The organism is Massilia sp. 05N420 (assembly GCF_056397205.1).
In genome coordinates this window covers 116,358-139,001 of sequence record NZ_JBFTMX010000015.1, presented here as the reverse complement: position 1 = coordinate 139,001, position 22,644 = coordinate 116,358, and the positions used below count along the sequence as shown (strand labels likewise).

17 protein-coding genes are annotated in these 22,644 nt (G+C 67.0%); 7 read left to right on the top strand and 10 right to left on the bottom strand.

The features are described 5' to 3' along the window. Positions 1-2 precede the first annotated feature (2 nt). Positions 3-4,490 (bottom strand): translocation/assembly module TamB domain-containing protein, encoded by a 4,488-nt coding sequence (locus tag AC1DIX_RS11850; RefSeq protein WP_477324472.1) that lies wholly within the window; start codon positions 4,488-4,490, stop codon positions 3-5. Beyond that, the gene (locus AC1DIX_RS11845; protein ID WP_441935012.1) at positions 4,490-6,397 is read right to left on the bottom strand and encodes an autotransporter assembly complex protein TamA; all 1,908 of its coding nucleotides are present in this window, start codon (positions 6,395-6,397) and stop codon (positions 4,490-4,492) included. Before AC1DIX_RS11845 ends, AC1DIX_RS11850 begins: the two co-directional genes overlap by 1 nt. A 152-nt stretch (positions 6,398-6,549) precedes the next feature. On the opposite strand from AC1DIX_RS11845, the gene queC reads away from it, so the two are divergent. Next, positions 6,550-7,263 carry a 7-cyano-7-deazaguanine synthase QueC gene (queC, locus tag AC1DIX_RS11840; protein WP_477324470.1) on the top strand — a complete coding sequence of 238 codons (714 nt, stop codon included), beginning with the start codon at positions 6,550-6,552 and terminating at the stop codon, positions 7,261-7,263. Positions 7,264-7,302: 39 nt separating this feature from the next. Here queC and AC1DIX_RS11835 read toward each other — a convergent pair whose 3' ends face one another. Beyond that, the gene (locus AC1DIX_RS11835) at positions 7,303-7,680 is read right to left on the bottom strand and encodes a hypothetical protein (RefSeq protein ID WP_441935014.1); all 378 of its coding nucleotides are present in this window, start codon (positions 7,678-7,680) and stop codon (positions 7,303-7,305) included. Between the two features lie 242 nt (positions 7,681-7,922). Here AC1DIX_RS11835 and AC1DIX_RS11830 point away from each other — a divergent pair, with 242 nt between their 5' ends. The 4 genes from AC1DIX_RS11830 to AC1DIX_RS11815 all read left to right on the top strand — a co-directional run bounded on the left by AC1DIX_RS11830 (position 7,923) and on the right by AC1DIX_RS11815 (position 12,056). After that, positions 7,923-8,132: a hypothetical protein gene (locus AC1DIX_RS11830; protein WP_441935015.1), complete on the top strand. Its 210-nt coding sequence runs from the start codon at positions 7,923-7,925 to the stop codon at positions 8,130-8,132. A gap of 114 nt (positions 8,133-8,246) precedes the next feature. Beyond that, complete coding sequence (locus AC1DIX_RS11825) at positions 8,247-8,741, top strand: hypothetical protein (RefSeq protein WP_441935016.1); 495 nt, start codon at positions 8,247-8,249, stop codon at positions 8,739-8,741. 91 nt (positions 8,742-8,832) lie between these two features. Continuing rightward, entirely contained in the window at positions 8,833-10,794 is a 1,962-nt protein-coding gene (locus tag AC1DIX_RS11820; RefSeq protein WP_441935017.1) for a GAF domain-containing sensor histidine kinase, read from the top strand. 53 nt (positions 10,795-10,847) lie between these two features. Continuing rightward, positions 10,848-12,056, top strand: a complete 1,209-nt coding sequence (locus AC1DIX_RS11815) for an EAL domain-containing protein (RefSeq protein ID WP_477324468.1) — start codon at positions 10,848-10,850, stop codon at positions 12,054-12,056. Here the strand turns inward: AC1DIX_RS11815 and AC1DIX_RS11810 are convergent. From AC1DIX_RS11810 to AC1DIX_RS11795, 4 genes are all read right to left on the bottom strand, one after another. Then, a complete protein-coding gene (locus AC1DIX_RS11810) occupies positions 12,002-12,421 on the bottom strand; it encodes a PPC domain-containing DNA-binding protein (RefSeq protein ID WP_477324630.1) in 420 nt (139 codons plus the stop codon). The genes AC1DIX_RS11815 and AC1DIX_RS11810 overlap by 55 nt on opposite strands. Positions 12,422-12,478: 57 nt before the next feature. Beyond that, the gene (locus AC1DIX_RS11805) at positions 12,479-14,683 is read right to left on the bottom strand and encodes a hybrid sensor histidine kinase/response regulator (RefSeq protein WP_477324466.1); all 2,205 of its coding nucleotides are present in this window, start codon (positions 14,681-14,683) and stop codon (positions 12,479-12,481) included. Positions 14,684-14,733: 50 nt separating this feature from the next. Further along, a complete protein-coding gene (locus AC1DIX_RS11800) occupies positions 14,734-16,239 on the bottom strand; it encodes an HD domain-containing phosphohydrolase (protein ID WP_477324464.1) in 1,506 nt (501 codons plus the stop codon). Positions 16,240-16,431: 192 nt separating this feature from the next. Beyond that, entirely contained in the window at positions 16,432-17,181 is a 750-nt protein-coding gene (locus tag AC1DIX_RS11795) for a DNA-formamidopyrimidine glycosylase family protein (RefSeq protein WP_441935021.1), read from the bottom strand. A 159-nt stretch (positions 17,182-17,340) separates the two neighbouring features. Between AC1DIX_RS11795 and AC1DIX_RS11790 the strand changes: the two genes are divergently transcribed. Then, positions 17,341-17,838, top strand: a complete 498-nt coding sequence (locus tag AC1DIX_RS11790) for a DUF3016 domain-containing protein (protein WP_477324462.1) — start codon at positions 17,341-17,343, stop codon at positions 17,836-17,838. 127 nt (positions 17,839-17,965) lie between these two features. Next, positions 17,966-20,356 carry a catalase gene (locus tag AC1DIX_RS11785; protein WP_477324460.1) on the top strand — a complete coding sequence of 797 codons (2,391 nt, stop codon included), beginning with the start codon at positions 17,966-17,968 and terminating at the stop codon, positions 20,354-20,356. Between the two features lie 60 nt (positions 20,357-20,416). Here the strand turns inward: AC1DIX_RS11785 and AC1DIX_RS11780 are convergent, their stop codons facing one another. The 3 genes from AC1DIX_RS11780 to AC1DIX_RS11770 are packed head-to-tail and all read right to left on the bottom strand — an operon-like array spanning position 20,417 to position 22,619. Beyond that, positions 20,417-21,484, bottom strand: a complete 1,068-nt coding sequence (locus AC1DIX_RS11780) for a hypothetical protein (RefSeq protein ID WP_477324458.1) — start codon at positions 21,482-21,484, stop codon at positions 20,417-20,419. Between the two features lie 20 nt (positions 21,485-21,504). Then, on the bottom strand, positions 21,505-21,993 hold the full coding sequence (locus AC1DIX_RS11775) for a hypothetical protein (protein WP_441935025.1): 489 nt from the start codon (positions 21,991-21,993) through the stop codon (positions 21,505-21,507). A 14-nt stretch (positions 21,994-22,007) separates the two neighbouring features. Further along, positions 22,008-22,619: an RNA polymerase sigma factor gene (locus AC1DIX_RS11770; protein WP_477324456.1), complete on the bottom strand. Its 612-nt coding sequence runs from the start codon at positions 22,617-22,619 to the stop codon at positions 22,008-22,010. Between the last annotated feature and the right edge of the window lie 25 nt (positions 22,620-22,644).

The window sequence follows — 22,644 nt, the reverse complement described above, 5'->3', positions numbered from 1 at the left end:
CGTTAGTCGAACGCCCAGGAGTAGAGCACGTCCAGCGCCGTGTTGGTGCCGGTCTGCAGCGCCAGCGTGATGCGCGGGGTGAGCTTGTAGCGCAGGCGCACCACGCTGGTGGCGGTGGCGGCGCCCTGTTCGAAGCTCAGGTAGAGGCGGGAAGAGATGCGCTTGCCGACCGTGACCACGGTGTTCGCCAGGCCGGTATCCTGGCCCGCGCCCTGGCGCACGCCGAATTCGTCGACGCCCAGCGCGTTCGCCAGCTTGCTCTGGATGCCGCCGGTGCCGCCTTTGCCGCCCAGCAGGGCGCCGGCCGCCGCGCTCAGCACATCGGCTTCGTTGCCGGTCGTGCCCTCCATGCCGTGGCCCAGCACCAGCCAGGACAGCTTGTCGCTGTCGGACACGTTCGGCGTCGACACCAGCTTGGCCGTCGGTGACAGCGCCGTGCCGCGCACCTGCACGCCGGCTTCGACATTGGTCTCGCTGAGCTGCTCGCCATCCGGACGCTTGCGCACGGCCAGCACGTCGATCGACGGGTTGTCGTAGGGACCGCTGAAGGTGGCGACGCCGCGCTCGATCGACAGGCGCTGGCCGTAGGCGGCATAGGTGCCGCTCACGGTGCGCACGGTGCCGTTGATGCGCGGTGCGCCGTCGCCGACCTTGCGCACGTGGACGCTGCCGGCCAGGTAGGCGTCGGCGCCCATGCCGCGCAGGTGGAAGTCGTCGCCCAGGTCGGCCGTCAGGTCGATCGTCAGCGGCACCGCCGCCGCCTTCTTCGCCGGTCCTTCCTTGGCATTGGCGCGGCCGAGCACGATCACGTCGTCGGACAGGGTCGGGCGGTCCTGCGGCGCGAACTCCACCAGCGCGCGGTCGGCCTTGAAGCTGCCCTCGACCGCGAAGCGTCGCGCGTCGCGCACCACGCTGGCCTGGCCGCTGACGATCACGGTGCGGTCCGGGCGCGACAGCGCTTCGAGCTTGTCGGCCACCAGCTTGAGGTTCATGGCGGTTTCGCTGCCGGCAAAGCGCACGTTGCCGTCGATGGTGGCGCGGCCGCTGTTGCCTTCGAAGGCGAAGCGCTGCAGCTGCAGGCTGTCGCCGGCCAGCACCGCGCGCAGCTGGCCATTGCGCAGGCGGACGCCCTGGTCCGGCCAGCGCACCGCGAGGCGGTCGCCGTTCACGGTGCCGTTCAGGGTCGGCGCGCCGACCGTGCCGGTGCCGGTGACGGCCAGGTTCAGGGCGCCGTCCACTTCCAGGCCCGGCTGGCCGATCAGCGGCGAGACCCAGGCCAGCGAGCCCAGGTTGGCGCTGGCGGTCAGGCGCAGCGGGCTGTCGTTGTCGAGACGGCCGTGGATCATCTGCGCGGTGGCGTCGACCTTGGCGGTGCCGATCCGGCTGCCGTCGACCGCCAGCTGGGCGCGCAGGGCGCCGCCGTTGACGTCGGCGCGCAGGTCGAGCTGGCGCAGGCCAAGCACCACCGGGGCGACGTCGCCGGCGATCAGGTCGCCCTTCTCGCGGAACACGTGCAGGCTGCCGTCCAGCGCCGGCGGGGCGCCGCTGCCGGCGGGCGCGCGCATGTCGAGCGCCCAGTCGGCGCCGAGCGTCATGTCGCCGCGCAGGTTCTCGCGGATCGCGTCGGACGCCTGGGCCAGGTAGCCGACCGGGACCCCGGTGGCGCTGCCGCGGCTGGTCCAGCGCGGGCCGTTCTTGACCAGCGACTGGATCGTGACCGAACCGGCCGGCAGGCGAATCGTGGCATTGTTGAAGCTGATCTGCTCGGGGCTGGCGAGTCCCTTGACGCCCGAACCCGGCGCGCCGGCGATGCGCAGCGAGGCCGGCGCCGCCAGCGCGAGGGCGTAGCGGCCGCGGTTCTGCAGCGTGTTCAGGGTGCCGGTCCAGGCGCTCAGTTGCCCATTCGTGGTATAGCCGCCGCTGATGGCGAGGTTGGCGTCGAAGGCATCGCCGCGCGCCGCCGCCGAAATCGTGTGGGCGCCGCGGGTGCCGGTCGATTGCAGGCGGGCCGTGGCGATGCGCGTTTCGCTGCCCGGCGCGCCGCCGGCGTAACCGGCGATCTGCACGTCGAGCGCCAGCGGGTCGGCCGCGCCGCGACCGGAACCGAGGTTCGCGGTGRCATGCAGCGACGTCAGGTTCTGGGCCTTCATGCGCAGGTTCTGGCCGTCCAGCGAGGCGGTCAGCGAAGGCGTGTCCATGGTGCCGGACAGGCTGCCCGAGCCGCGCAGCACGCCGCCGAAGTCGGGGCCGAGGGCGGCCAGCTGGGGCGCATCGATGCGCCATTGCAGGGTGTCGCGGCCGCTGCCGAAAGCTCCGCGCGCGGCCACCACGTTGGCGCCCAGGTGCAGGTCGACGTCGGCGTTCGAGACGCGGCGTTTGTCGGCCGTGAGCTTCGCATAGCCCCACAGCGGCGAATTCGACAAGGTCGATTGCTGCAGGACGAGGTTGACCGAGCCGCCCATGTTCGCGCCGGTGCGGCCGCTGGCGTCGAAATTGCCGTTGATGCTGCCGGCGAAGGGCGAGCCGAAGGCGGCCGGGTTCAGCTTCTGCATCGAGCCGCTGGCCTTCACTTCGACCACCTTCGCATCCTTGGCGCCGGACAGCCAGGCTTCGCCGCTGGCGTGCAGGGCGCCGTTGTCGAGCTTGCGCTGCTGCGCCACCCAGCCCAGGTTGCGGGCATCGACCTCGAAGCTGGTGCGCGGCGCATCCAGGGTGCCGCTGACGACGCCGTTCGCCACCAGCGCGCCGTACAGGTCCTTGCGGATGGCCGCCAGCTGGCGGCCGTCCACGCGCCAGGCCAGCTTCTCGCCCGGCTTGCCGAAGGCGCCGCGCAGGTCGACCGTGTTCTGGCCCAGCGCCAGGTTGGCATTCACGTCGTGCACGTGGACGCCTCCCGGCGCGCCGCCGTCGGCATCCAGCTTGCCCTTGCCGGACAGCGGCTGGTCGAACAGGCGGCTCGGGCGCAGCGCGAAGTCGGCCGCGACCTGCCATTGCGGGGCCAGCGCGCCCGAGGCGTTGATCTCGGCATTGATGTCGGCCTTCGGGAAGTCGCCGAAGGCCGCCGGGTCGAGCCGGCTGGCGACGACGTTCGCCTTGAACGGCTTCTTGTCCGTCAGGCTGGCGCTGCCGGTCACGCGCACGCTGCCGGTGCCGGCGGCCAGRCGGGCGTCGCGCACGGTCAGCACATTGTTGGCAAGGGCGGCTTCGGCCACCAGGCGCAAGCCGGCGTCGACCAGGTTGACGTCCAGGGTCTGCGTGTCCTGGCTGTTCGCCACCTTCAGGTCGCCGGCGATGGCGGTCTTCTTCATGCTGCCGTGGATCTGCCTGAGGTCGATGCGGTCGGTGTGCAGCGCGAACTGCGCGGTGCCGATGCCCTTCTCGTCCGGACCGCGTTCGACGCTGCCGCTGCCGGTGAAGCTGCCGGCGCCGCCCAGGTCGAGCAGCACGTCGCCGATCTTCATCGACGAGAGGTTGCCGCCCAGCTGGCCGCGCATCGCCCGCAGCGGCAGGCGCTGCTGGTCGATGGTGCCTTGCGGTCCGTCGTTGGTCAGGTTCACGGAACCGCTGATGTTGCGGTCCGGGTCCAGGCGCGCGTCCACCGCCAGGTTCAGGTCGGCGGTCGGCAGCGAGGGGTTGAAGAAGCCCGGATCGATGTTCTTCGCATTCAGCGTGAAGGCCTGCAGCGGGATCTCGGCGAAGGGCGACAGGACCAGTTTGGCCGTGCCCTGGGCGCGCGCGGCCTGGCCGCTGGCGTCGAGGACGGTCTTTTGCAGGTCGCCGCCGGCATGCAGCTTCAGCTGCGGCAGGATGGCGCCGGGCTGGGCTTGCGAGGTGGACTGGGAAGCGGGAGCCTGGCTCAGGCTGGCGTCCGCATTCAGCTTGTAGGGCAGGGTGTTGGCGATGGTGCCGCTGGCGGCGGCCAGGCCCCAGGGCGTGTTCGCCTTCGCGTAGTCGAGCTTCCACTGCTGCTTGTCGCCGTGCAGGCTGGCGCGGATGTCGTCGATCCGGGTCTCCGCGCCCTTGTTCACGAACACCGCCGTGGCCAGGCGCGCATCTTCCACCGCGATCTTGAAGGGCGGTGCCAGGCGGGTCGGCATCGTGCTCGGCTCGGTGCTTTGCTTGAGCGTTTCCATGCGCAGCGACTTCGCGTACAGCTTGTCGATCTCGACGCCGTGCGACAGGTATTGCCAGGGCTTCCAGTCGATGTCGATGTCGTTCATCGTCATCAGCGAGGTCTCGGTGCGGAACACCAGCTGGCCGACGTGCATGTGGCCGTACAGGGAACCGCTGACGCCGGAAAGCAGCAGCTTGCCGCCGCTGGCGCCGGCGACGCGCTGGGCGATCATCTGCAGCGTGGTCTCGCGGCCGCCGTACCAGACCGCGCCGCCGATGACGACGGCGGTGACGGCCACGCCGATCGCGACCCGGCGCGGCCAGCGGCGCGGCTTGTGTTCTTCCGGCGTGCCGGGTTGTTGTGCTTCGTCGCTCATCAGAAGGTGAATCCCAGTGAGAAGTGCAGGCGGACCTTGTGCACCGCCTTGCCGTAGGCGACGTCGACGGCGATCGGGCCGACCGGGCTGCGCCAGCGCGCGCCCACGCCGTAGCCGACCTTCGGCTTCAGGTCGGCGAAGTTGTCGGCGGCATTGCCGACGTCGTAGAACACGGCCGCGCCCCAGGGCGGCTTGAACCACCAGTCGTATTCGGTGCTGGCGGTGAACAGGTAGCGGCCGCCCGTGATGGCGCTGCCAACCGGGATGCCCAGCTGCTGGTAGCCGTAGCCGCGCACCGACTGGTCGCCGCCGGCGCGGAACAGGAAGGTCGACGGCACGCCGTCCTTGTCCCTGGAGAGGACCGCGCCGAACTCGCCGCGCACGATCAGGGTGCCCGAGGTGCCGACCGGCTTGTAGCCGATCGCCCGCACATAGCTGCGCACGAAGGGCTGGTCGGTCAGGATCGGCAGCGGCGCCGCGCCCAGCTGCAGGTTGACGATGTAGCCGCTGTTCGGCAGCACCAGGCTGTCGAGGTGGCGCTTGGTGATCGAGAAGGTCAGCGGCAGGGCTTTCGCGCGCGTGGTGGGCAGGTGGTCGATGGTGACCTGCTCGGTCAGCGCTTCCAGCCGCAGGCTGCGTTCCAGGGTCGGCGAGCCCCAGGCGCGGGTGGCGTGGATGCTGGTGGTGCGGGTGATCTGGTCGCGCACGTCCTCGCGGTCGTAGCCGGCGCCGACGCTGTTGCTGTAGCCGTTCGAGGTGGTCGGCCAGAAGAAATCGGTGCGCACCTGCTGGTGCAGCTGCTCGTACAGCACATTGCTCTTCATGCGCTTGCCGAACACGTTCAGGTCGTCGTAGTTGGCCTGGGCCCGGGCCCCGGTATTGGTCGAGAAGCCGAGGCCGAGCGACACGTTCTTGCGCTTGTTCTCGGACACCCGCACCAGCACCGGCATCGTGACCGCGGCGGACGGGGCTTCGGGTTTCGCGCCCTGTCCCTGATTCAGTTCGCTGACCTGTTCCTGCAGGGCAGAGGACATGTCGAGGCTCACCTCGACGCTGCTGAAGTAGCCCGTGTCCTGCAGGCGGCCCTGCAGGGCCTGCAGCGCGGCTTCGTTGTATTCGTCGCCCGGATGGATCTGGTTCAGGTTGTTGATGATGGAGGGCGAATAGCGGCTCAGGCCCTCGATCCTGAGGGCGCCGAAATGCACGTCCGGTCCGCTGTCGATGACGACCTTGAGGCGGGCCTTGTGGCTGTCCGGATCGACGGTGGCGCTGGAGTCGATCAGCTGGGCGCGCGGGAAGCGCGACTGCGTGATCTGGCGCACCATGCCGCGCTTGGCCGCTTCCCAGTCGGCGGTGCGAAAGCGCGAGCCGACCGGCAGGGTCCAGCGGTTGCGCAGGGAGGCAGCGTCGACCGGCGCTTCGGTTTTATCGAAAGGCACGAAGCCGCGCAGCTCGATGTCGACGTCGCTCACCGCCACCGCCTGGCCCGGATCGACGATCACGCGCGCGACCGGCGTGCCGCCCGAGGTATCCAGCCCGCTCGAGATCGTGGGCGTGTAATAGCCCTCGGTGGCGACCAGGGTTTTCGCTTCCTCGGGGGCGTTGCGCACCAGGCGCTGCAGCTGTTCGAGGTCGACCCGCGGGTTGCCGCGCCAGCGCATCAGGTCGAGGTTGCTTTCCAGGAGCTCGCGCAGGTTGCGCGGGGCGTCGATCTTCACTTCGTAGCGGACCGAGCGCTGTTCGGGCGCCTCGACCGGCAGCGGCGTGGCCGGCTGGCGCTCCTGTTCCTGCAGTTCCTTCTGGGTCTGTTCCTTGCCGGTGGTCGGGGCCGGGACGGGGTCCTGGGCCTGGGTTGCAACCTGGCCTGCAGCGCCCACGGAGGCACACAGCGCGTTCACGACCAGCACGATTTGTGCCAAAATCCGAGATCGCGCCGGCGCAAGTGTCTCCATCGTGTCGGGTCGTGCGGTTACCATGTCTCTCCATTCTCCAGTCTGCCGGCCACATCTTAACGGATTGTCAAAACCGGCGGCGGACGCTTTACTTCAGGAACATCAATATGCATCAAGCTGACACCGCGCTCGTCCTGTTCAGCGGCGGACAAGATTCCACCACCTGCCTGGCCTGGGCCCTGAAACGCTATGAACGGGTCGAGACCATCGGTTTCGATTACGGCCAGCGCCACGCGATCGAGCTGGCGGTGCGGCCGACTGTGCTGGCCAAGATGCGCGCGCTGTCGCCGGAATGGGACCGCCGCCTGGGCGAGGACCACATGATCGACCTGTCGCTGATCTCGAAGATTTCGGATACGGCGCTGACCAGCAACGTCGCGATCCAGATGCAGGAAAACGGCTTGCCGAACACCTTCGTGCCGGGCCGCAACCTGCTGTTCATGACAGTGGCGGCGACGGTCGCCTATCGCCGCGGCCTCACCGTGCTGGTGGGCGGCATGTGCGAGACCGATTTCTCCGGCTACCCGGACTGCCGCGACGACACCATGAAGGCGCTGCAGGTGGCCCTCAACCTGGGCATGGCCACGCGCCTGAAGGTCGAGACCCCGCTGATGTGGATCGACAAGAAGCAGACCTGGGAACTGGCCGAGCAGTGCGGCGGCGAGGCGCTGGTCGACCTGATCCGCTTCGACACCCACACCTGCTACCTGGGAGAGCGCGGCGCCGCGCACGACTGGGGCCACGGCTGCGGCAAGTGCCCGGCTTGCGAGCTGCGCGCGCGTGGCTACGCGCAGTATGCCCAGGCCCGCCGCGGCGCCTGAGGCGCGATCGTCAACGAGCCCACCCTAAGCACTAACTGCTTATACCGTCTGTTCGCGGATCGTGCGGTTCTTGTTGGAGCGCTTGACCAGGTACCAGACCAGGGCCAGCGGCAGCAGCAGGGGCAGCAGCAGCGGCGAGATCGCCAGCGCCAGCACCAGGGCACCGATGCCGAGGCCGCCGATCAGCAGGATGCCGACGCCGGCGAACACCACCGCCAGCACCGCGCCCACCACCAGCATGATCAGGCCGGCCAGCAGCGTGCCGCCGCCCGCGAACAGCATCGCCAGCAGGGCGCCCAGCGGACCGTCGATCTCGTCGCCGTCGACGTTGAAGACCATGTCGCCGCTGGAGACGAACACATTCCACAGGAGCAGGGCAAACAGAAACAGGATGACGAAAGCGGCGGTCTTTTTCATGATGGTCCTCGCGGTGTTCGGTTGTAGATTCGGGCTTTGAAGCGCTATGTCCGTGTCGGCATGGTTCCAATGTATCTGTATCGTTCGGACGCCTCCATCGGCATGCGACAGGCTGCAATTTTCAGGGGCCAGGCGTGCTCCGGCGGCCGACGAACGGTGGGAAAAATTGGCGGGAATCAAGCCTTGCAATGTCAAGCATGAGGTCTATACTGACAGCCTGCTCTGTCGCAGGAGGGAATCCTATGCATTACATCCAGGACCATCCGACCTGGGCGCCATTTGCCCGGCTCGACAGGGGTGGCCACAAGAATCCGCCGTCGGCGCCACCGGCCATTCCGCCCATCATCATCACGCCATTCAACAAGCAGATCCCGAATCCGGCGATCGATCCGCGCAGTACGCCACCGGGGCCGCCCATCGTCCCGCCGCGCAGGCCCGACCTGCGCATGTAGCCTGCGCATCCAGCCCGCGCGTCTCGCCTGTTTCTGTGCCGTCTCTTGCCCTCGCTGCCGGAATTTCCTATGATCTGGCCTCTGGGCGCTTGCCCGCAGCAGGATAGGAACGACATGAACGACGAAGCACCGGATCACCACGACGACGACGCACCGGTACAGGAAGCACGTGTGTGGCAGGACAATGGCTGGACCGCACGAGTCATCAAGAACGAGGATGACGAAGGCTGGGCCGTCGCGATGTACAAGGACGGCGAAGCGGAACCGGCCCTGGTCGGGCCCTGGACCATGGGCCGCGACAAGAAGAACCCGAAGCCGCTCGACGTGAACGCCTTCAACACCCTGGTCAAGACCGCGTATGAAGTGCTGCGCCGCCACGAGCAGCAGCTGCACGCCCGGCTGCACAAGAGCACCGTCGTGTCCGGCCCGGACGGCGAGCTGAAGGTCACGCTCGACATCGTGCCGGACGAGGACAATCCCTATGCCTTGCTGACCGCCATCGACGAGATGGGCGAGCAGGTGGCCCAGGTGCGGGTCGATGCCGGCTTCAAGTTGTCGCCGGCCTCCGCGCTGGCCTGGGTCGAGAACGATTTCCGCGCCCCGCGCTGAAATCGCCGCAAATAAGCCACAGTTTTCTCCTGGCAGGCGCGCGAGCTGATAATATTTCCCAGACGCACTATTTCGTGTTTTAGGGGGATCGATGGAAAACCGTCTCGCGCGCCTGGAAGCGGTGCAGGCCATGCTGCTCGAAATCGGGCACTTGTCCGCCAGCTGCACCGACATCACCGAATTCATCGGCGCCGTTCACCGCGCACTGGGTCGCATCATGTATGCGGAAAACTTCTATGTGACCCTGGCCGAGCGCGAAGACGGTACCGTGCGCTTCGTGTATTTCGTCGACACCGTCGATGAAGGCCCGAGCCCGGACGAGCGCGTGCGCCTGGCCTCGCCCGAGCAGTCGCCGACCGCCTGGGTGATGCTCAACAAGCAGGCGCTGTCGATGACCGCCGACGAGGAACGCGCCCGCGAAAACGGCAGTACCTGGGGCACGGGCAGCGTCGCCGAGCACTGGATGGGCTGCCCGCTGCTCGACCAGCAGCACGAAGTACTGGGCGCCATCGTGATCCAGAGCTACCTCCCGGAACACACCTACAGCGAGGAAGACCAGGCGCTGTTTGCCCTGATCGCCAACCACGTCTCGAATGCCCTGCAGGGCCTGCAGAGCATGGACCGGCTCGAGCGCGCCGTGCAGGAACGCACCGCAGCGCTGGCGCGTGAGGTGGGCGAGCGCCGCCGCGCCGAGCAGGTGCAGCATGCGCTCTACCAGATTGCCGACCTGTCGGCCTCGGCGCTGGACACCGACGAACTGGCCGCCAGCCTGCACCGCATCATCGGCGAGCTGATGGTGGCGAAGAATTTCCTGATCGCGCTGACCCATCCGGACACCGGCGAGATCAGCATCCCGTATTTCGTCGACGAGAAGGACCGCGACGCCCCCAGCAAGCGCTTCCCCTTCGGCATCGGCATGTGTTCGTACGTGCTCAAGACCAAGCAGGCCCAGCTGCACGACGCCGGCAGCTTCGCGCGCCTGATCGCCTCCGGCAAGGTCCAGAATCCGCTCGGCAGCACCGATATCGCCAGCTGGATCGGCGCGCCGATGCTGGTGCACGACCGCGCCTATGGCGTGATGGTGGTGCAGAGCTACGACCCGACCATCCTGTATACCAAGACCGAGCTCGACCTGCTGGCCTTCATCGCCAGCCACGTGGCGGTGGCGATCGCCCGCATGCAGGCCGACCGCGCGATCCGCAAGGCCAAGGAAAGCCTGGAAAGCCAGAACGCGGCCCTGAACCAGGCGCTGACCCAGCTGCAGGAAGCGCAGACGGAACTGGTGCGCCAGGAAAAGCTCGCCTCGCTGGGCCAGATGGTGGCCGGCGTGGCCCACGAGATCAACACCCCGCTGGGCATTTGCGTGACCGCTACCAGCCACCTGGTGCAGGAACTCAAGCTCACCAAGGAAGAGCTGGCGGCCGGCGAGATGACGGAAGACAGCCTGAACGCCTTCTTCGACGTGGTCGACCAGTCGCTGCGGATCATGACCACGAATACCCAGCGCGCAGCAAACCTGGTGCGCAGCTTCAAGCAGGTGGCGGTGGACCAGTCCTCGGACAATATCCGCAAGTTCAACCTGTGCAAGTACGTGGGCGAGATCCTGCTCTCGCTGCAGCCCAAGCTGAAAGGGCGGCCGGTCAAGGTGGAGGTCGATTGCCCGCCCGAGCTGGAAGTCGACAGCTTCCCGGGCGCAGTGTCGCAGATCGTCACCAATATGGTGGTGAACTCGCTGGTGCACGGCTTCGAGCGCGACCAGCCCGGCAACATCACGATCCGCGCGCGCATGGAGGAGGACGACATGATCGCCTTCGACTACGGCGACGACGGCGCCGGCATGGACGCCGATACGCTGGCCAAGATGTTCGATCCCTTCTTCACGACCAAGCGCGGCAGCGGCGGCAGCGGCCTGGGCGCCCACATCCTCTACAACCTGGTGACCGGTTCGCTGGGCGGGACGCTGCGGGTGGAAAGCAGCCCCGGCAAGGGCCTGCAGTATTACCTGCGCTTCCCGCGCACGGCCAGGAAGGTGGAGCTGGCGCTCCCGGCTTGACGCGCGGCGCGGGCAGGCGCATAAAGTCGTATCGCCACCTGCGGAGCGCCGCCATGCCAACCCATACCGAGGCCGAGATCGTCCAGGGACTGCGCGACAGGGAATTCGTCCTGTATTACCAGCCAAAGGCGTCGCTGATCACGAACCGTATCGTGGGCGCCGAAGCGCTGGTACGCTGGCACCGGGCGGACGGCAGCGTGGCCGGGCCGGCCAGCTTCATCCCCGTCATGCAGGGCACGGCGCTGCTGAAGACCCTGACCGCGCAGCTCCTGACCCAGCTCATGCACGACATGAGCGGCACCCTGGGCGCGGACATCCGCATTTCCTTCAACGTCAGCGTGGAGGACTTCGAAGACGATGCGCTGAGCGACATCCTGCTCGGCGCCATCCGCGACCACCTGCTGCTGCCGGCCAGCCTGGAACTCGAGATGACCGAAACCCAGGCGCTGCAGGCCTGCGACCGCCTGTTCGGGCGCATCCAGCGCATCGTCGATGCCGGCATCAGCCTGGCGATGGACGATTTCGGCATAGGCTATTCGAGCATCGACACCCTGAGCAGGCTGCCGTTCACCACCCTCAAGCTGGACCAGGGCCTGATCGGACGCATGCTGGCCTCGCGCAAGGATGCGACGATCGTGCGCTCCTCGATCCGGCTCGGCCACGAACTCGGCATGGAGGTCGTGGCCGAGGGCGTGGAGACCCAGGCCCAGCGCGATTTCCTGGTCGAATCCGGCTGCAAGCTGATGCAGGGTTACCTGATCAGCCGGCCGCTGCCGGTGGACGCATTTCGCCAGTTGCGCGCGACGGCGGACGGTTCGCGCAGCTTTCCGGTCGGGCAAGTGCACCTGGCCATCCTCGACCACGTGCAGTGGCGGCGCCAGCTCGTCAGCTATGCGGTCCAGCGCGCCACCTTGCCGCGTAATTGTCCGACCCGCAAGGCGGACGGCTTTCCGGAGATGAGCGCAACCCACTGCGCGCTGGGGCGCTGGTATTTCGGCGAAGGCCGCCATATCGCCGCCACACCCATCTACCACGCGATCGACGCCCCGCACCGCGAGCTGCACCGCATCGGCGACGACATCATCGAGAAAGTGCGCAGCGGCGCGACGCTGAACGAACTGGCCGGCTTGCTGAGCTCGATGAAAGCGGTGTCGACGACCTTGATCCGCCTGCTCGAGGACCTGGAAGATACCGGCCTGCAGGAACTCTACCGCGATGTCGCGATCGAGGACTCGGCGGGCCCGACGAACAATTCCTTGTAGCCGGTTGCCGGATCGATCTCCCGGCTGAAGCGGTGGCCGGGCAGCAGCATCACCAATACCTCGGCCGTGGTGCGCACCACGCAGCCCGGTCCGATATGCCCACCGGTCACCTTGCCGGCCGCATCCGACACGGCGATGTGCAGGTGCGGCCCATCCGGCGACAGCGAGCCGCCCAGGCTCAGGATTTCGAGGTCGCCGCGCAGTTCCGTGCAATCGGGCGCACCGGCGAAGCGGATGCGTGCCACGCTCAGGCTGCCGATGCCCTGCACCACGAAGGCGGCGTCCACGCCGTGGCCGGCGCACAGTCCGGCCAGCGTTTCACGCAGGTCGGCCTGGGCGGGAATGCGCAAGGGAAGGGGAGTCATGTCCATAGGATGTCACATTCTGGCGAAGCGTGCGCCTGGTGCTCCGAGGACCCCTGCTCAGGCCTGTTTCGACAGGCTGTCGAGCAGTTCCACCAGCTGGCCGATCTCGTAGGGCTTGGCCAGCACCTGCACGCCAGGCATGGTGGCGCGCTGGTCGGTGTAGCCGGTCGCCAGCACCACCGGCAGGCCGGGCCGGCGTTCGCGCAGGATGCCGGCCAGGTCGATGCCGCTGATCTTGCCGGGCATGACGATGTCCGAGAAGGCGACATCGATGTCCAGTCCGGCCTCGATCATCGCCAGCGCGCGCTCGCCGTCGGGCGCCACCAGCACTTCGAACCCTGCTTCTTCCAGGCCGCGCGTCACCGCTTCGCGCACCAGCGCATCGTCTTCGACGAACAGGATCCTGCCGCTGGCGTGCATCTCTTCCAACTGGGCGCTGCGGCCGGGCAGGGGCGACAGCGGCAGGATCGAGCGCGGCAGGTAGAGTTCGACCCGGGTGCCTTGGCCGGGCGTGCTGGACAGCACCAGCGAACCCTGCGACTGGGTCGCGAAGGCATAGGCCTGGGCCAGTCCGAGTCCGCTGCCCTTGCCCGGCTCCTTGGTGGTGAAGAAGGGGTCGAGGGCGCGCGCCAGCACCTCCGGCGCCATGCCGGTGCCGGTATCGGTGACGCTGACCAGTACGTAATCGCCGCCGCCGCGCTCGACGGTCGGCTCGAGCGCGCAATTGCGCGCGCTGATGGCGAGGCGTCCGCCCTCGGGCATGGCGTCGCGCGCATTGATGCCCAGATTGAGCAGGGCGAGATCGAACTGCAGCGGGTCGACCGTCACCGGCCAGAGATCGTCTTCGCAGCTCAGTTCGAGCTCGATCCCCTGGCGCAGCACGTTGCGGATCAGCTGCAGGGAATTGCGCAGCTGTTCGGCGGGGGCGACGGTCGACAGTTTGGCGTCCTGCAGGCGGCCGAAGGAGCCGAGCTGGCCGGTGAGGGCGGTGGCGCGGCTGACGGTGCGCTTGCAGGTGTCGATCAGGCTCTGCACCTTGGGCTGGTTCGAGGTCAGCGCCGCCAGCTGCAGCGCCGTGGTCAGGGTCTGCAGCAGGTTGTTGAATTCGTGCGTGATGCCGCCCGTCAGGCGGCCCAGGGTTTCCATCTTCTGGCTGCGCATCATGGCCGCCTGCGCCTGTTCGCTGGCGGTGACGGCTTCGGCCACGCGCTGCTCCAGCTCGGCCTGGGCGCGGCGGATCCGGTCGCTGGCCTCGGCCATGCGGCGCGCCACCACGTCGATCTCGACGATCTCCTGCGGCGCGTAGGCTACCTCGCGGCCCTCGCCCAGGTCTTCGGCGCTGCGCCCCAGGTATTCGATGGGGCCGATGGCGCGCCGGCCGAAACGGCGCGTCAGCATCACCGAGAGCACGAGCAGCGCGGCCATGATGCCCGCAAGGTAAGTTGCCGCATGCACGGGCACGCGCTGCAGCTCGCTTTGCGGGATGCTGACCAGTACCCGCCAGCCGGCGTCCGGCACCGTGCTGAAGAAGCCCTGGGCCGGGGTGCCGGCCATGTTGCGGCCCTTGAACGCGCCCTCGCTGCCGGCGGCGAACTGGCGCAAGGCGGCGCTGCTTACCGAGCGCCCGCGGTACTGCTCGGCGTCGCGCGAGCGCGCCACGATCTTCCCCTGGCGATCGATGATCGCAGCTACCCATTCGGCCGGGAAGCGCTGCTCCGCCATCAGCTGCTGCAGGCTGGCGGCGGTCACGCCCATGTTGAGGAAGTGGCGGATGCGGCCGTCGACGCGCACCGGCACCTGCACCACGAAGTCATGCTGGCCGCCCAGCGGCGATTTGAACAGGTCGGACACCAGGGTGCGGTCGGCGCCGCGCGTTTCCATCAGCTCGGCGATGTTCGACGCACGCCGGGCCGGCAGCGGGCTGCCCAGCGGCACCCGGGTATTCAGCAGCTGGCGTCCGTCGGGCTCGGTCAGGATGATGGAGGTGTCCGGCGTCGGCGCCAGGACTTTGGCGTGCCGGTAGAACTCCTCGAGGTCGCCGCGCGCCAGCGAGGGCGAGCTGGCCAGGGCGCGCAGGATGCCTTCCTTGATTTCCAGCTCGTTGTCGACCAGCAGGGCGAAGGCGCGCACCGCTTCCTTGACGCTGTTTTCCTGGGCGCGCCGCTCCTCAAGATAGACATAACCGACCGCCAGCGTCGCGGCGCTGAAGGTCGGCACCAGGATCGCCAGGATCAGGATCAGCAGTCGGGTTCGGATGCGCATCGGAGCAAATTGTATTCCGGGCAAGAACGCTCCGGCGCGCGTAGTCTACTTCAGTCTGGCCAGCGGCGGTTGATGTCGTCCGCCTTGTCGAGGTTCTTGACGAGGATATCGACGTAGTGCGGATCGAGATGGTGGCCCGCCACTTCGCGCAGGTAGTCGCGCACCTGCTCGATCGGCCAGGCTTCCTTGTAGCAGCGCTCGTGGGTGAGGGCGTCGAACACGTCGGCCACCGCCACGATGCGCGCATACGGATGGATCTGGTCGCCCTTCAGCCCCTGCGGGTAGCCGCTGCCGTCCCATTTTTCGTGGTGCTGGTGGGCGATCACGGCGGCCGCCTTCAGGATCGGACGCTGGGAGCCGTCGAGGATCTGCAGGCCGACGGTCGGGTGCTGCTTCATGATTTCCCATTCCTCGGGCGTGAGGCGGCCGGGTTTCAGCAGCACCGCGTCCGGGGTGGCGATCTTGCCGATGTCGTGCATCGGCGCCGCGTGCATCAGCACCGCGGTCTCGTCCTCGGACATGCCGGATTCCTCGGCCAGCAGGTGGCAGACCTGGGCCATGCGGCGCACGTGGTTGCCGGCCTCGTTCGACCGCGACTCGACCACGTCGCCGAGGCGCAGGATCAGTTCAGCCTGGGTATCGGTGATCTCCTGGTTCAGCAGGATGTTGTCGAAGGCGATCGCCACGCCCGAGCAGAACACGTCGAGCAGCTGGACGTCGATCTCGGAGATCTCGTCGACGCCTTTCAGCACCAGCAGCGAAGCCTTGCCGCTGTTGTTCGGGAAGTAGCCGACGTAGGTGTCGCCGTGCAGCTTGGAGATGCGGTTGTGGCGCGCCTCGTCGAGCTGGGCCACCAGTTCGGGGCCGATGTCGCTCTCGCCCATCTCGCCGATGCGGGCCAGGATCTCGTAGCGGCTCTCGCCGGTGATGACGCTGGCGCCGGCCACGCGCAGCAGCATGCTCTGCTCGAGGCGCAGCAGGGCCACGACCTGCTGCAGCAGGCCGCTGGCGAAGTCCTTCAGGTTACGCTGCTGGAAGATATGGCTTGATGCGGCGATCACGCGTTCCAGGCCTTCGCGGTAGGTCAGCTGCACGCGGCGCGCATCCTCGACCTTCATGATGTCGCGGTAGGCGCGCAGGGCGGCGAAGGTGGTGGTGAACAGCTTGGTGCGATCGAGTTCGGTCTTTTCCTTGTAATCGTTGATGTCGTAATCGACGATCACGCGTTCTTCCGGCGCCTGGCCGGGCTGGCCGGTGCGCAGCACGATGCGGGTGAACTGGTTGTCCAGGTCCTGGCGCAACCAGCGCGCCACTTCCAGGCCGCTGTCTTCACGTTCCATCACCACGTCCAGGAACACCAGCGCGATGTCTTTTTCGCGCGCCAGCACTTGCTTGGCTTCCTCGCCGCTGTAGGCATGCATGAAGCTCAGGCCGCGGCCGTCCAGGCGGAAACGCGACAGGGTGAGCTTGGTGATGTCATGGATGTCCGGCTCATCATCGACGAGCAATACTTTCCACGGGGCAAGCTTGGGCGCAGCGGCAGACAGGAATGACATGACGATGTCCAGTATCGTGATTGCGTCTGAAAAAAAGAACAAAGAAATCTTGCGTTACGGCAGTATTACGCGAATCGATTGTAGTATGAGCAGTACCCATTAACAACAAGAAACAGTTCGTAACTAAACCAAAAAGTCACAATGCCGCAACGTTTTTTAATGGTGTTTGCAATTTAAAAACATTTTCGCGGCTCATTGATAGCGCTTCTGGCAGCGTTCGCACCAGAAGCTGCGCCGGTTCGAGCGGCCGAGATTCGCCTTGTGGAAGGGGATGTGGCAGCGCGGGCAGGTTTTCTGGTTGTGCGCCAGCCAGTGCTTCTTGAGGGTGAATTCCTTTTTCCAGGCCAGGAAGTCGAAGCTGTACTGGCGCGCCTGCTCGACCAGGGCGCGCAGCTTGGCGGGCGGCAGGGCGCCGACCGTGGACAGGGGGTGCAGGCGGATGCGAAACAGCACCTCGTTCTTGATGATGTTGCCGACGCCGGAAAAGATCTCCTGGTCGAGCAGGGCGTCGCAGACCAGCATGTCCGCGTTTTTTTTCGATTCGGCCCGCAGCTTCTTGCGCGCCTTCGCAGGGTTCCAGGCATCGGACATCACGTCCGCTTCCCAGTCGTAGAGGGCATCGAGCTCGCAATCGACTTCCTTTACCGAGCAGGCGTAGAAATTGATCTCGCTGCCGTCGGCGAAACCCAGCGACAGCCGCGGCTCCTTCTCACGCCGCTCGTCGATGCGGTAGGTGCCGAACAGCAGGAAGTGGATGCGCACGGCCATGGTGGGCATCTGGATGAAGAACTGCTTGCCCCAGGTGCGCAGCGCCAGGACCGGCTGGTTCAGCAGGCGCGCGGTATCGATGGCCCAGGTATTGCCTTCGGCGCGCACGATGGTCTGGCCCACGAAGCGGGCGGTCTGCTCCTTCAGAATGTAGAGCGATGGTCCTTCCGGCACGGCGTCCTCCCTTCGCCCTCATTGTCGGGCGGAAGAGTCCGCAGCCGGTGTGCGGGGACTAACATTTCATTACAAACGAAGGATAGAAGGAGACGGACATGGGCATCAAATGCAGCGTATATTGATATGGCAAGACGACTTCGACGAAAGGAAAACAAAATGAGCTCGCGCATGCAGAAACTGGCCCTCGCGGGCCTGTTCGCGCTGGTGGCCGGCAGCGCCGGCGCCGCCACCACGGTCACCTACATACAGCCGGATAAATTCACCGACGTGCCCTTCGTGCCCTGGGACCGCGAAGACACGCTCAAGCAACTGAGCGAGCACTTCGTCAAGCTGGGCAACAGCCTGCCGCAGGGCCAGGACCTGCGCATCGAGGTGACGGACGTCGACCTGGCGGGCCGCCTGATCCCGAGCGTGCGCGCGGGCCGCGACCTGCGCGTCATGACCGGCCGCGCGGACTGGCCGCGCATCGAACTGCGCTATTCGCTGGAGCAGAACGGCCAGGTCATCAAGAGCGGCGAGGCGCGGCTGAGCGACATGAACTACCTCGATCACAGCGTCCGTTACTTCGACACCGAACCGCTGCGCTACGAGAAGCAAATGATTGACGACTGGTTCCAGAAGACCATCGGACCGCTGCCGCGCAGCCGGCGTTGAAGCGGACTGCCTGGACCATCCGCTATTCAAAGGGTTGTCGGCCATATGTTAGTCAGCTAACCGTACGGTCGTGGCCTTGTGGACTAAGTTAAGTGTTCTTTCAACGAGGGTTCAAGAAGAGGACACGATGACCGCATCCAAGAAGACCTCCGGCGCCGATGGCGCCGGTTCCGTATTAAGTACCGTGTCCGGCCCCTCCGAGGCGGGGCCGCCCAGCCCTGCCAAGGCCGGCAATCCGGTCGAAAAACGGCTGTTCGACAAGGCCGCCGCGGAGAAGCAGCTGGCCGCCGACATGCCGTTCAATCCGAACAAACCTGGCGAGTACGGCGACGCGGCCCGCACGCCGGCCGAGGGCGGTCACCACAAGCCCGCTACGCCGGCAGCCACCGGCAGTACCAGCAGCGAGATCGCCAGTTCCGACAAGGTCGGTGACGGCAAGCCGGCGATCGGCGCCAATCCCACCGTGGCACCATTGGACCGCGTACGCGTCGACCCGGGCGACCGCCACCTGACCACCAACCAGGGCGTGCCGGTGGCGGACAACCAGCACTCGCTGAAGATTGGCCTTCGCGGTCCGACCGCGATGGAAGATTTCATCCTGCGAGAAAAGATTACGCATTTCGACCACGAGCGCATTCCCGAGCGTGTCGTACACGCGCGCGGCTCGGCCGCGCACGGCTTTTTCGAAGCCTATGACGACTTCAGCACGCTTACCCGAGCAGCACCGTTCGCCGCGAAGGGCAAGCGTACACCGGTGTTCGTGCGGTTTTCGACCGTTGCCGGCGAGCGCGGTTCGACCGATGTCGCGCGAGACGTGCGCGGGTTTGCGGTCAAGTTCTATACCGACGAGGGCAACTGGGACCTGGTCGGTAACAACATCCCCGTGTTCTTCATCCAGGATGCAATGAAGTTCCCCGACCTGGTGCATGCCGCCAAGCCGGAGCCGCACCACGGCATGCCGCAGGCGGCGACCGCGCATGACACCTTCTGGGACTTTGCCGGGCTATCCCCGGAGATCGCGCACATGCTCATGTGGGCCATGTCCGATCGCGCGATTCCTCGCAGTTACCGTACCATGCAGGGCTTTGGCGTGCACACCTTCCGCCTGGTGAATGCGGAGGGCGAGTCGCGCTTCGTGAAGTTCCACTGGAATCCACTGCAGGGCACACACTCGCTGGTCTGGGACGAGGCTGTCAAGATTTCCGGTGCCGATCCGGATTTCCATCGCCGCGACCTGTGGGAAGCCATCGAGTCCGGCAACTTCCCGGAATGGGAACTCGCGCTGCAGGTCTTCACGGAAGAGCAGGCCGCTTCCTTCCCCTTCGATATCCTCGATCCGACCAAGCTGGTGCCGGAGGAGCTGGTACCGCTGACGCCGGTCGGCCGCATGGTCCTGAACCGGAACCCGGACAACTTCTTCGCCGAGACCGAGCAGGTGGCGTTCTGCACCGCTCATATCGTACCCGGCATCGACTTCAGCAACGATCCTCTGCTGCAGGGCCGCAACCACTCTTATCTGGATACCCAGATTTCGCGCCTTGGCGGGCCGAATTTCCACGAGATCCCGATCAACTCGCCGATCGTGCAGGTCCAGAACAACCAGCGCGACGGCATGCATCGCCAGGCGATCCATCGGGGCCGCGTGAACTACGAGCCGAATTCGCTGGGCGGCGGTTGCCCTTTCCAGGCCGGCAAGATGGGTTTCACCAGTTTCCCGGAGCGCTTTACCACCGAGGACAAGGTGCGTGGCAACCCAGCGCTGTTCGCCGAGCATTATGGCCAGGCGCGCCTGTTCTACCGGAGCCAGACCCCGGCGGAACAAGCGCATATCGCGAACGCTTTCCGTTTCGAGTTGACCCGGGTGCAGACCCCGGCAGTGCGCCAGCGCATCCTTGCCCTGCTGGGCAATGTCGACAACGACCTCGTCGCCAAGGTCGCCGAAGGCCTGGGGATGGAGGTGCCGGCGCCGCAGCCGCGCGCTTTCGATGGCGAGGTGCCGGACTATCCGCCGTCGCCGGCGCTGTCGCTGATGAGTCGTCCCGGCGAGACAGGCGTCCGTACGCGCCGCGTCGCGATCCTGGTGGCGCCGGGCGTCGATGAGGCCCAGGTCAACAACCTGTACACCGGTCTTTTGAAAGCCGGCGCGGTGCCGCGCCTGGTGGGCGCTATGCTGGGCAAGGTGAAGGCGGCAGGCGGTACCGCCCTGGATGTCGAGATCTCGCTGGAGGCCGGGCCATCGGTGATGTACGACGGCATGATCGTGCCGGACGGTGCCGCCGATACCCTGGCGCGCAATGCCCACGCGATCGACTTCGTGCGCGAGCAGTACCGTCACTGCAAACCGATCCTGGCGATGGGCAGCGGCGCCGACCTGCTGGCCAAGGCGATGGTGCCGACGACGCTGCCGGACGGCTCGAGCGATCCGGCCCTGCTGGTGGATGGTGTGCTGGCCGACTTTCAGGCCGCGCTGGCCGGCCATCGCGCCTTCGCGCGCGAAACCGATCCGCCGATGGTGTAAAGGCGTTTCCGCATCCCTGCGACAAACGTGGACGCCGGCCGAGGTCGGCGTTTTTCATGCTTATTGCGCCTTGTCGGCCCTGGCGGCCAGCTTGGCCAGCGGATCCTTGACCGTGTAGTCGGACGGCACGGTGAACAGGGCGGGCGCCGGTTCCTCGCGTTTCAGATTATCCAGGCGGAATACGGTGTCGCCGCTGCGCGGATCGCTGTGCCTGGTGTAGACGGTCACCTGCAGGTCCGGCGCGTACCAGGTCTCGTCCGAGACCACGATCGGGTTGCGGTTGCCGATCTCGCCGGCCGGGATCTCGTAGCTGCGCAGCTTGCCCTCGGCCTTGATGCCGTTGAACTCGCGGGTACCGAGGTCTTTGGTGGCGGCTTTCGAGGCCCACTTCATGTCGCCGAACATGCCGGCCGTCAGCGGCGCCAGGCGCACCTGGGCGGCGCGCAGGGCCTCGCTGTTTTCCTCCAGCGCCTTCGACACCTGGATGTGCACGTCCTGCTGGATGTTCTGGCGGAGCTCAGGGTTCGCGCGGGCGACACGCTTGACGATGATCTCTTCGCTACCGTCGTCCAGCTTGCGGCGTTCGACGCTCGGCAGGGTGCCGTCCCTGCGCATCTGCTCGACCCGGGCGCGGGCTTCCTCGCCCGCTTGTCGTCCGGCCTCGGCAGCCTTGCGCGAGGCATCGCCGGCACGGGCGATCTTCGTCGCGGTGCGGTCCTGGGGCTTCAGGATCCAGGTGGCGCCGGCGACGGGATCGTGGATGGTGATCAGCTTCAGCTCGCCCTTGGCGTCGACCACTTCCTGGCGGGTGCGGCCGGCGCTGTCGCGGTAGGCCATGGTGGTGTGGCGGTCGGCGATCTGGTTGCCGTCGGACAGGTTCTGCTGGCGCTCCGTGACCATCTGCGCGCTGTAGGGGGCGTTCTTGATCGGACGGATCGCGGTGTCGCGGGTGATCGTGAACGTGGCCGGACCGGAGGCGCTGAACGTGCCGTCACGCCCCACGAAGAAGCGATCGGCCTGGACCTTGACTGCGCCGGCGCGCGGGTCGCCGGTGGGACCCTCTTCGGCCAGGGCGGGAATGGCCAGGCTGGCCAGCAGGACTGCAAGAACGAGTTGTTTGGTCTTCATGGCATCCTCGGTTTGAATATCTAATTAAGGGAAGTCAGGCGCACCGCCAGCGGCTGGCCGTCGGCGCCGAGCAGCATCTCGGCGCGGACGGTATCCCCGGCGTTTTCCGGGGTAAGCGGGACCCCCAGCGGCGCCAGGCTGCTGCGGGATACTTCGGTTTCGACCATGCGCGGCGCCGGCTCCTGCTCGATGCGCTCGGGCGACTCCAGCGCGATGAACAGGCCGCCGCCGTCGCGCGATATCAGCGGGCGGCTGCGGGCGTCCGGATCCACGGCCAGGCGCGGGTTGTGCAGCAGCAGGCTGAAGACGGTCACGGCCGTCACCGCGGTCGACAGGCCGCCGGCCAGGGCCCAGCGGCGCAGCGCCAGCCCGCGGTACCAGGGCGTTTGCGGAAACTGGCGGGCGAAGGCCTGCATCAGCTCTTTTTCCACGCCGCGCGGGGCGTCCTGTTTTGCCATCTCGGCGCGCAGGGCGTCGATCAGGGGGGCTATCGGTTCTCGGGTGTCCATGTGGGTTGTCCTTCTCATGCTTGGGCCAGGTCGGGGGCATTGCGCCAGCCGGCGAGGCGCTTTGCCAGGGCTGCGCGGCCGCGCGACAGGCGCGAGCGCACGGTGCCGATGTCGACCTGGCAGATGTCGGCGATCTCGGCATAGGAGAGTTCGTGCATTTCGTAGAGGATGACGACGTCGCGGTAGTGGGGCGCCAGGTGGGCCAGGGCGCGCCGCACCTGCTCGGCGGCTTCGTTGTCCAGCAGCCGCGCCAGCGGTCCGCCTTCGTCCAGCGCCAGGTCGGACTCGGGATCCACTTCGGGGCCATCGTCCTGGGCGTCCGCGCCGGGCAGGGCGACGTGGCGCCGGCCGCCTTCCTCGCCCTTCAGGATCAGCTTGCGCGCCACGCCGAACAGGAAGGCCTGCAGCTGGCCGCGCAGCGGATCGAAGCGGAAGCGCTCGGTCAGCAGGCCCATGAAGGCTTCCTGCACCACGTCGGCCGCGGCGCCGGGCGAGCCGCAGCGCAGCAGGGCGAAGCGGTACAGCGGACCCTGGTGGCGCCGGTACAGGGCCGCGAAGGCATCTGCGGCGCCGCCGCGCATGGCGCGCAGCAGCTCGGTGTCGGAAGTGGCGGAGGTCGTGTTCATGGGTAGCGGCTCTTTACCCATATTC

Bases quoted from the DNA above. Each gene is read 5' to 3' on its own strand.
- queC (WP_477324470.1), top strand. From the start codon at position 6,550: ATGCATCAAGCTGACACCGCGCTCGTCCTGTTCAGCGGCGGACAAGAT.
- AC1DIX_RS11835 (WP_441935014.1), bottom strand. From the start codon at position 7,680: ATGAAAAAGACCGCCGCTTTCGTCATCCTGTTTCTGTTTGCCCTGCTC.
- AC1DIX_RS11830 (WP_441935015.1), top strand. From the start codon at position 7,923: ATGCATTACATCCAGGACCATCCGACCTGGGCGCCATTTGCCCGGCTC.
- AC1DIX_RS11825 (WP_441935016.1), top strand. From the start codon at position 8,247: ATGAACGACGAAGCACCGGATCACCACGACGACGACGCACCGGTACAG.
- AC1DIX_RS11820 (WP_441935017.1), top strand. From the start codon at position 8,833: ATGGAAAACCGTCTCGCGCGCCTGGAAGCGGTGCAGGCCATGCTGCTC.
- AC1DIX_RS11815 (WP_477324468.1), top strand. From the start codon at position 10,848: ATGCCAACCCATACCGAGGCCGAGATCGTCCAGGGACTGCGCGACAGG.
- AC1DIX_RS11810 (WP_477324630.1), bottom strand. From the start codon at position 12,421: ATGACTCCCCTTCCCTTGCGCATTCCCGCCCAGGCCGACCTGCGTGAA.
- AC1DIX_RS11805 (WP_477324466.1), bottom strand. From the start codon at position 14,683: ATGCGCATCCGAACCCGACTGCTGATCCTGATCCTGGCGATCCTGGTG.
- AC1DIX_RS11800 (WP_477324464.1), bottom strand. From the start codon at position 16,239: ATGTCATTCCTGTCTGCCGCTGCGCCCAAGCTTGCCCCGTGGAAAGTA.
- AC1DIX_RS11790 (WP_477324462.1), top strand. From the start codon at position 17,341: ATGAGCTCGCGCATGCAGAAACTGGCCCTCGCGGGCCTGTTCGCGCTG.
- AC1DIX_RS11785 (WP_477324460.1), top strand. From the start codon at position 17,966: ATGACCGCATCCAAGAAGACCTCCGGCGCCGATGGCGCCGGTTCCGTA.
- AC1DIX_RS11780 (WP_477324458.1), bottom strand. From the start codon at position 21,484: ATGAAGACCAAACAACTCGTTCTTGCAGTCCTGCTGGCCAGCCTGGCC.
- AC1DIX_RS11775 (WP_441935025.1), bottom strand. From the start codon at position 21,993: ATGGACACCCGAGAACCGATAGCCCCCCTGATCGACGCCCTGCGCGCC.
- AC1DIX_RS11770 (WP_477324456.1), bottom strand. From the start codon at position 22,619: ATGAACACGACCTCCGCCACTTCCGACACCGAGCTGCTGCGCGCCATG.